The sequence below is a fragment of the Streptomyces sp. ADMS genome, from assembly GCF_033441795.1.
GTDB lineage: Bacteria > Actinomycetota > Actinomycetes > Streptomycetales > Streptomycetaceae > Streptomyces.
This window is the reverse complement of the sequence record NZ_JAVFVX010000001.1, coordinates 139,114-147,848: the sequence shown is the minus strand read 5'-3', so window position 1 is coordinate 147,848 and position 8,735 is coordinate 139,114. Positions and strand designations below refer to the sequence as shown.

7 protein-coding genes are annotated in these 8,735 nt (G+C 69.4%); 4 read left to right on the top strand and 3 right to left on the bottom strand.

Translation table 11 applies throughout. From position 1 onward, the window contains the following. Positions 1-70: 70 nt before the first annotated feature. Entirely contained in the window at positions 71-613 is a 543-nt protein-coding gene (locus RB628_RS00700; protein WP_318318231.1) for a DUF2165 domain-containing protein, read from the top strand. A 13-nt stretch (positions 614-626) separates the two neighbouring features. On the opposite strand, the gene RB628_RS00695 is transcribed toward RB628_RS00700, so the two are convergent. Next, positions 627-1,196 (bottom strand): hypothetical protein, encoded by a 570-nt coding sequence (locus tag RB628_RS00695; RefSeq protein ID WP_318318230.1) that lies wholly within the window; start codon positions 1,194-1,196, stop codon positions 627-629. 352 nt (positions 1,197-1,548) lie between these two features. On the opposite strand from RB628_RS00695, the gene RB628_RS00690 reads away from it, so the two are divergent. From RB628_RS00690 to RB628_RS00680, 3 genes are all read left to right on the top strand, one after another. Then, on the top strand, positions 1,549-2,937 hold the full coding sequence (locus RB628_RS00690) for a glycoside hydrolase family 43 protein (RefSeq protein WP_318318229.1): 1,389 nt from the start codon (positions 1,549-1,551) through the stop codon (positions 2,935-2,937). 682 nt (positions 2,938-3,619) lie between these two features. Beyond that, positions 3,620-3,766, top strand: coding sequence for a hypothetical protein (locus RB628_RS00685; RefSeq protein ID WP_318318228.1), 147 nt, complete (start codon positions 3,620-3,622; stop codon positions 3,764-3,766). A 21-nt stretch (positions 3,767-3,787) separates the two neighbouring features. Continuing rightward, positions 3,788-4,621, top strand: coding sequence for a class II glutamine amidotransferase (locus RB628_RS00680; RefSeq protein ID WP_318318227.1), 834 nt, complete (start codon positions 3,788-3,790; stop codon positions 4,619-4,621). A gap of 151 nt (positions 4,622-4,772) precedes the next feature. Here the strand turns inward: RB628_RS00680 and RB628_RS00675 are convergent, their stop codons facing one another. Together RB628_RS00675 and RB628_RS00670 are read right to left on the bottom strand one after the other, a co-directional pair. Then, positions 4,773-7,385, bottom strand: a complete 2,613-nt coding sequence (locus RB628_RS00675) for a bifunctional FO biosynthesis protein CofGH (RefSeq protein ID WP_318318226.1) — start codon at positions 7,383-7,385, stop codon at positions 4,773-4,775. Between the two features lie 378 nt (positions 7,386-7,763). Next, complete coding sequence (locus RB628_RS00670) at positions 7,764-8,609, bottom strand: LLM class F420-dependent oxidoreductase (protein WP_318318225.1); 846 nt, start codon at positions 8,607-8,609, stop codon at positions 7,764-7,766. Positions 8,610-8,735 lie beyond the last annotated feature (126 nt).

The following is an 8,735-nucleotide window of genomic DNA, read 5'->3' as shown; positions in this document are numbered from 1 at the left end:
GATGCGCAGGGCCGATGCGCAGGGCCGATGCGCAGGGCCGATGCGCAGGGCCGATACATAGAGTTGCCCCATGACCTCAACAGGTACCCCCCACACCACCCGCACCACCCCCACCCATCCGGCGCTCGCCCTCGCCTCGACCCTGCTGACGGCGACGGTCGCCCTCTACATAGCCCTCGTGGCGCTCGGCAACATCACCGACTTCGACTCGAACCAGCAGTTCGTGCGCCATGTCCTCGCGATGGACACCACGTTCAAGGACGACGACCTGATGTGGAGGGCCGTCACGTCCAAGGGCCTCCAGGACACGGCGTACGTGGCGATCATCGCCTGGGAGACGATCGCGGCGCTCGTCCTCATCGCCGGTACCTGGCTGTGGGTGCGCCGCGACCTCGAACGGGCGCGGCGCGTCTCGACGTACGGCCTGCTGATGCTGATGCTGCTGTTCGGCGCCGGTTTCATCGCGATCGGCGGTGAGTGGTTCGCGATGTGGCAGTCGGACGACTGGAACGGGCTGGACGCGGCGACGCGGGTGTTCACGCTGAGCGGGCTGGTGCTGCTGGTGATCCACCTGCCGGCGGGTACGTCCCGGACCGCCGACGACGAGTCGTAGGGAGCGGCGCCGCCTACTTGACGACCGTCACCGTGGTCCCCGCGTCCCCGAAGGCCCACAGGACGGTGCCGTCCGCCTTGGACATGCGGATGCCGCCTGTCCGGACGCCGGACGCGGGCTGCGGTGAGGCGCCGTCGACGGCGTTGGAGAAGGCGATCGAGAGCCCGGAGCTGGTGGCGAAGAACATGACGTGCTCGATCTCGACGCCGTCGGAGCCGGTACGGGCCTCGTCCCGCTGCCCCACCGAGTACGTCCCCGGCTCCGGGCTCACCGAGCCAGGCCACACCACGAACGTACGCCGGGTCTGCTCGCCGGCGTCCACGAGCCAGACCCGCTTCTGCCCGAGCGAGTAGACGACCCGCCGACCGGTCCCCGACGCGTCCGGCACGGCCGGCGCGGCAGCCTGGCTGGGCTCGGCGGAGGGCTGCGCCGAGGCGGACGCACTGGGCTTGGCGGCGGCGGTGGCGCGGGGCTGCGGACCCTGTTCGGCCTGCACGGCCAGTACGGTGACCGCGGCGACCGCGCCCAAGGTCAGACCGGTGACCCAGACCGATGAGGGAAGCCGTCGGGCAGCCACGGTCACGCATCTCCTCAGCTACGGAACCCGCCGCCGGGTACTCCGCCGGGGGTCGGATCATCGTACTCCGATGTGCAGTGCGTCCCTGGACGGTCGGGGGCCGCAGGCGGGCGTCGAGCGAGCGGTGCGGATGTCAGTTCATCCGCAGGCACGGGCCGCAAAGAATCCCCACAGCCTCGGCAGAGTGATTGACGAGCACGGTGGGGCGCTCTACCTTCTGATCGACTTTCCGAACCTGGTTCGAAATTTCGGCGAACTCCGCTTGCCTGGCTGCGTATTCACGTCCCCCCTCACTCCCCGACATGGCGGTGCGCAGCCGCTCACTCCACTCCCAGACCGCACCCGCTTGGAGATCACGATGAGCGCAAGACCCCAGCCGTCCCGCCGTCTCTTCCTCGGCATGGCCGCCACCACTCCCCTCGCCATGTCCGGCGTGATGACCCTCGGCGCCGGTACCGCCCACGCGGCCGACTCGGCGTACGTGATGTGCTACTTCACCGAGTCGACGAGCCTCGGACTGGGTACCGACTACGGCCTCCACCTGGCCGTCAGTACCGACTCGCTCAACTGGACGCCGCTGAACCAGAACAACCCCCTGGTCACCCCCACCGAGGGCGCCCTCGGCCTGCGCGACCCGTTCCTCATGCGCAAGCAGGACGGCACGTTCGTCGTCATCGCCACCGATCTCAAGGGCACGGACTGGTCGTACAACAGCCAGTACATCCACGTCTGGGACTCGGCCGACCTGCGTACCTTCACCGGCTACCGCCGCCTGAAACTCCACGACATGACCACGCACAGCTGGGCACCCGAGGCGTTCTGGGACGCGGGCCGGGGCCAGTACGCGGTGATCTACTCGTCGGTCGACTCCAGCGGCCACAACGTGATCATGGTGAACTACACCAGCGACTTCGTCACGGCCTCGGCGCCACAGGTCTTCTTCGACCCCGGGTACGACGTGATCGACGGGGACATGGCGGTCGGGGTCAACGGCTACAACTACCTGTTCTACAAGAAGAACCAGACGCTGGTGTCCGCACGCTCCACGTCCCTCGACCCGGGCAGCTTCACCGAGTACAGCGCGGGCGTGGCGCACGGCGGTACGGAAGCCCCGACGGTGTTCAAGTCGCTGACGTCGGACACCTGGTACCTCTGGGGCGACACGTACACGCCGAACGGCGTCTTCTACGCCTGGCAGACCTCCGACCTGGCCTCCGGCACCTGGACCGCGCTCGACCAGAAGACGTACACCCAGCCTGTCAACTCCAAGCACTGCGGCGTCGAGACGATCACGACAACCGAGTACAACAACCTGCTGACCAAGTGGGGCGCCCCGACGTGGAACCGCCTCAAGTCGTACAACTACCCGGCGCGTTACGTCCGCCACGCCAACTGGGTGGCCCGTGTCGACGAGTACCCCTTCGACCTGTACACCGACTCGGAGTGGAAGCTGGTCCCGGGCCTGGCGGACAGTACCGGGGTCTCCTTCCAGTCGGTCAACTACCCGACCCGTTACCTCCGGCACTACAACTACGCCCTCCAACTCGACGTCAACGACGGCACGTCGACGTTCGCGGGGGACGCGACGTTCTATCGCACGGCGGGACTGGCGGACAGTTCGTGGGCGTCGTTCCGGTCGTACAACAACCCGACACGGTACATCCGCCACTACAACTACGTGCTGCGGATCGACCCGATCTCCACGGCTACGGAGCGGCAGGACGCCACGTTCCGGGTGGGGTACTGAGGCTGGAGCCGGGCCCAACTGGCGTGCACTGAGAGGGCCTTCGGGAGCCTGCCTCTCTGCCGGTGCCGGGGAGCTGCCCGGCACCGGCAACTCCGGCGCCTGCAGCAGTTCCGGCAGTTGCCCATCGGATAGCAGCATCGCCTCCGGGACCATCCCCAAGCGGTAGGGACACGACGGGTTCGACCTGCTCCCCGCACCCGCGGGCATGGTCCCGCGGCGTCCAGCCATATCGACGCCGGGGCCTCCTGCTCCCCGCACAGGCGGGGATTTTTCAGGTTGGTGACGTCGAGTGTCGTCGCGTTCCTCTGCCCCCCGGCGCGGGCGCGCTGTTCAGCGGGTGGCGCGGATCATCACCGTAAGGACCGGTGAAGCCGCCGACGGCTGGCCCTGCCCGATTGCCGGACTTGGCGCCGGGCCCAGAATCACCCGCCACGGGCGATGCCCCCTGATGCGGTGAAGGGGTCCGCTGAAGACGTACGGACAGCACACACGAAGAAGCGGTGAGCCTCTCAGCATCGGCGCCGCCGGAGCCGCCCGCAACGCCGGGGAGGCCTTGGGGCCGGCCCTGGCAGGCGAGCCCGAGGACCGAACAGGAGAAAGCAGTGGCCGGCTGTCCGATCGTCCTTCCCTTCGCCGGTGTCCTCGTCCACCTCGTTGCCCCCGGGCAACGGCACGGGAAAGTGTGTTCGACAGCTACGTCCGCGAAACCGCTGCCGGCGCGGGCGGCGGAAGCGAGGTGGAGGAACTCGAGAAGCTCTCGGAGACCAAGGCCGGCGGCGACACCTCCGACGAGGAGTTCCGGCGGGCCAGGGAAAAGATCCTTCACTGATGACGGAAGGGGTTGTTGTCCATGTGCCGGTGGCTCGCCTATTCGGGAACGCCGATGCTGCTCGATGACGTCCTGTACCGACCCGAGCACTCGCTGATCGACCAGAGTCTGCACTCCCGGCTGGGGGTCGAGACGACCAACGGTGACGGGTTCGGCATCGGCTGGTACACACAGGACATCGACACTCCGGCGATCGTCCGGGACACCGGACCTGCGTGGAACAACCGCAATCTGCGGGAGATCGCGGACCATGTCCGCTCGCCGCTGTTCTTCGCCCATATCCGGGCCTCGACCGGTACGGCGGTCCAGCAGACCAACTGCCACCCGTTTCGCCACGGCCGCTGGATGTGGATGCACAACGGTGCGATCACCGACTTTCACCGGCTCCGGCGGGATCTGTGCCTGGCCATCGACCCGGCGCTGTTCTCCAGCGTGGAAGGATCGACGGACTCGGAGGTGATGTTCTTCCTGGCGCTCACCTTCGGCCTGGACCAGGACCCGCCGGGCGCAGTGGCACGTATGGCGGGCCTGGTGGAACGACTGGGCCACGAGAACGGGGTGGAGTTCCCCCTCCAGATGACGCTCGCGGTGACCGACGGCGACCGTCTGTGGGCGTTCCGCTACGCCAGTCAGGGCCCCCCTCGGTCGCTGTTCTACAGCAGCCGAGTGGACACGCTGCGGGAACTGCACCCCGACATGGCGTTCCTGCAGCGTGTATCCGATGTGACCCGCCTCGTCGTGTCCGAGCCGCTGGGTGATCTGCCGGGTGCCTGGAACGAGGTCCCCCCGAGCAGCTACGGCATCGTCCATGCCGGCGCGGACGAGCTGCGGCCCTTCGCGCCACAGCCCGTGTAGTCCTCACCGCCGAAGGCCCGCGCCGGTGGAACAGCGGACCGGCGGGCAGACACGGGCACCGTGACTTCTCGGCTTCCGGCCCCTCCGGTAGAGGTGCCAGGTACCGGATCACCGCACAGTGCGTCCGGGCCCGCTGTTCCTCGTCCGGTTCTCACTCCAGCACAGGCAGCAACTCCGGCAGATGCCCGTCGGACAAGGCCGCAGCCTGCTGCCGCTCCTCCGTGACCTCCCCGTAAAGGGTGGTCCGGGGCTTCGCCGGACGTCCCGCCGCCTCCGCGACCGCGATCAGGTCCTTGACCGACTTGTAGGAGCCGTACGACGACCCCGCCATCCGCGAGATCGTCTCCTCCATCAGCGTGCCGCCCAGGTCGTTCGCGCCCGACCTCAGCATCTCCGCCGCGCCCTCCGTCCCCAGCTTCACCCAGCTGGTCTGGATGTTGGGGATATGGGTGTGCAGGAGAAGGCGGGCCATGGCGATGACCGCCCGGTTGTCGCGCATCGTCGGGCCGGGGCGTGCGATGCCCGCCAGGTACACCGGCGCGTTGGTGTGGATGAACGGGAGGGTGACGAACTCCGTGAAGCCGCCCGTCTGTTGCTGGATGCGTGCCAGGGTGCGGAAGTGGCCGAGCCAGTGGCGGGGCTGGTCGACGTGGCCGTACATCATCGTGGACGAGGAGCGGATGCCGAGCTCGTGGGCGGTCGTGACCACCTCGATCCAGGTGGCCGTGGGCAGCTTGCCCTTGGTGAGGACCCAGCGGACCTCGTCGTCGAGGATCTCCGCCGCCGTGCCGGGGATCGTGTCGAGGCCGGCTTCCTTCGCGGCCGTCAGCCATTCGCGGATCGACATCCCGGTGCGGGTCGCGCCGTTCACCACCTCCATGGGCGAGAAGGCGTGTACGTGCATGCCGGGCACCCTCTCCTTCACCGCGCGCGCGATGTCGAAGTAGGCGGTGCCGGGCAGGTCGGGGTGGATGCCACCTTGCATGCAGACTTCAACCGCCCCGACATCCCAGGCCTGTTGGGCGCGGTCGGCCACCTGGTCCAGGGACAGGGTGTAGGCGTCGGCGTCCGTGCGGCGCTGGGCGAAGGCGCAGAAACGGCAGCCGGTGTAGCAGACGTTGGTGAAGTTGATGTTCCGGGTGACGATGTAGGTGACGTCGTCCCCGACCGCCGACTTCCGTACGTCGTCGGCCACTTGGCACAGCGCGTCCAGCGCCGGACCGTCCGCGTGGAAGAGGGCGAGGGCTTCGGAGTCGGTGAGCCGCGTCGGGTCGTCGGCCGCCGTGCGCAGCGCCTGCCGTACGTCCGTGTCGATGCGCTCCGGGACCATCCCTGGCGCCGCCGCCTCTCGCAGGGCGCCCCAGTCGCCGTACACCTCGTCGAAGTCGTCGCGCCGGTCGGACGTACGGCCGTCGGTGTCGATCGTGGTGTGCAGGTCTGTGCGGCCGGAGGCGAGGAACACCTCCTCCGGTTCCTGCCACGGGTGGCCCTCGACGACCGCGTCCTCGCGCGCGAGGCCCGTCTCCGGGTCGGCCAGGGCCCTTACGTGGGGCAGCAGGCGCGGGTCGAGCCAGGGCTCGCCGCGCCGTACGAACTCCGGGTAGACACAGAGGCGTTCGCGCAGTTCGAAGCCGACTGCCGCTGATTTCGCGGCCAGTTCGTCGATCTGGGGCCAGGGGCGTTCCGGGTTGACGTGGTCGATGGTGAGCGGGGAGACACCTCCCCAGTCGTCGATGCCGGCGCCGATCAGCCGCTCGTACTCGGAGTCGACGAGGTTGGGAGGGGCCTGCAGGCAGGCCGACGGGCCCATGATGTGCCTCGCCACCGCCACCGTCGCGACCAGTTCGTCCAGTTCCGCGTCCGGCATTCCGCGCATCGCGGTGTCCGGCTTGGCGCGGAAGTTCTGGATGATCAACTCCTGGATGGAGTGGTAGGCGCGGGAGACGCGACGGAGCGCGAAGAGCGACTCCGCCCGTTCCTCGTACGTCTCGCCGATCCCGATCAGGAGGCCCGAGGTGAAGGGGACGGACGAGCGGCCCGCGTCCTCCAACACCCTTAGCCGTACGGCGGGTTCCTTGTCCGGCGAGCCGTGGTGCGGGCCGCCCGGCTCCGACCAGAGGCGGGTCGCCGTCGTCTCCAGCATCATGCCCATCGAGGGGGCGACGGGCTTCAGGCGCTGGAAGTCCGTCCAGGACATCACGCCCGGGTTGAGGTGGGGCAGCAGGCCCGTCTCCTCCAGGATGCGGATCGAGATGGCGCGGACGTACGCGATCGTGTCGTCGTAGCCGTGCGCGTCGAGCCACTCGCGCGCCTCCGGCCAGCGGTCCTCGGGCTTGTCGCCGAGGGTGATCAGCGCTTCCTTGCAGCCGAGCGCGGCGCCGCGCCGGGCGATGTCGAGGACCTCGTCGGGGGACATGAACATGCCGTGGCCGGCCCGGCGGAGCTTGCCGGGCACGGTGACGAAGGTGCAGTAGTGGCACTTGTCCCGGCAGAGGCGGGTCAGGGGGATGAAGACGCTCTTCGAGTACGTGATGACGCCCGCGCGGCCCGCCGCCTCCAGGCCGACGTCCCGTACGCGGGCCGCGGACGCGGTGAGGTCGTCGAGGGCTTCGCCGCGGGCCTGGAGCAGCACCGCCGCCTCGCCGACGTCGAGGGCGACGCCGTCCCGGGCCCGTTTGAGGGCGCGACGCATGGAGTTCTCGGTCGGGCCGGTGGCGCCGGGGCGCTCGGTGGGGCCGGTTCCGGAGGTCGCGGGAGTCGTCATTCTTCGAGCATACGATCGGTTTGATCAGGTCTTGCAGGGACGGCCCTGTCCGTTCGGGGAGCCGAACGTTACAGAGCGGCACTGGCGACCGGCCCGGTCGCAGCCCAGCGGCCCAGCGGCCCAGCGGCCCGGCAGCCCGGCAGCCCGGCGGCCCGGCACCTGGGCACGTACCTGGACACTGGACACCTGGACAACCCAGTGGGTCGGCACCTCAGCAGCCCAGCTGCGAAGCCGCCCGGCGCGCGTGGGCGCGGGCACCACAGCAACCCCGCCCCTCGGCAGCCCAGCTGCTCAGCCACCCAGCAGCCCAGTGACTCAGCCGCCGGTGAGTCAGTGGCTCAGCCACCCAGAGGCTGCGTGGCTGAGCCGCTCAGCCGGCTACAGATACGGCGCGTACCCGTCCAGCAGACCCAGCACCTCCGCCTCGCCACCCGGCGGCAGCTGCACCACGGCCTCCTCGATGCCGAGGTCGGCGTAGTGGGCGAGCTTGCCCGGGGTGGGCTGAACCGCGTACGGGACGACCTGGAGGGCGGCCGGATCGCGGCCCGCGTCTGCCCACACCGACCGCAGCACGGGCAGCGACTCGGACAGGCCCCGCCCGCCGATCGGCAGCCAGCCGTCGGCGTACTCGCTGATGTGGGCGAACAGTTTCGGCCCCGCCGAACCGCCGATCAGGGTGCGCGGTCCGACGACCGGCCCGCGCGGCTTCTGCACCGGCTTGGGGTACGCACTGCTCGCCCGTACGCTCCCGAACTCGCCCTCGTACGCGGTCGGTTCGTCCGCCCACAGGGCGCGCATCAGCGCCATCCGGTCCCGGGTCAGCTCGCGCCGCGTACGCCATTCCACACCGTGGTCGGCGGCCTCCTCGACGTTCCAGCCGTAGCCGAGACCGAGGGTGAGGCGTCCGCCGGAGAGGTGGTCCAGGGTCGCGATCTGCTTGGCGAGGTCGATCGGGTCGTGCTGGGCGACGAGCGTGATGCCCGTGCCGAGGGCGAGCCGCTCGGTGACGGCGGCGGCCTGGCCGAGCGCGACGAAGGGGTCGAGGGTGCGGCCGTACTCGGGCGGCAGGTCGCCGCCCGCCGGGTACGGGGTGGTCCGCTCGACCGGGATGTGCGTGTGCTCGGGCAGATACAGCCCGGCGAACCCCCGCTGCTCCAGCTCACGGGCGAGCCGGGTCGGGGTGATCGTCTCGTCGGTGAGGAAGATCGTGACAGCTAGGCGCATGCCCATATCTGTACCGGCCGGTGCCTCGTCTGTCCATACCGACCGGTCGGCATTTGCCGAACATCACTTCACCTTCCCGGCAGCAGTGGCTGAACCAGCCGCGCGCGCTGAACGCGCCGAACGCGC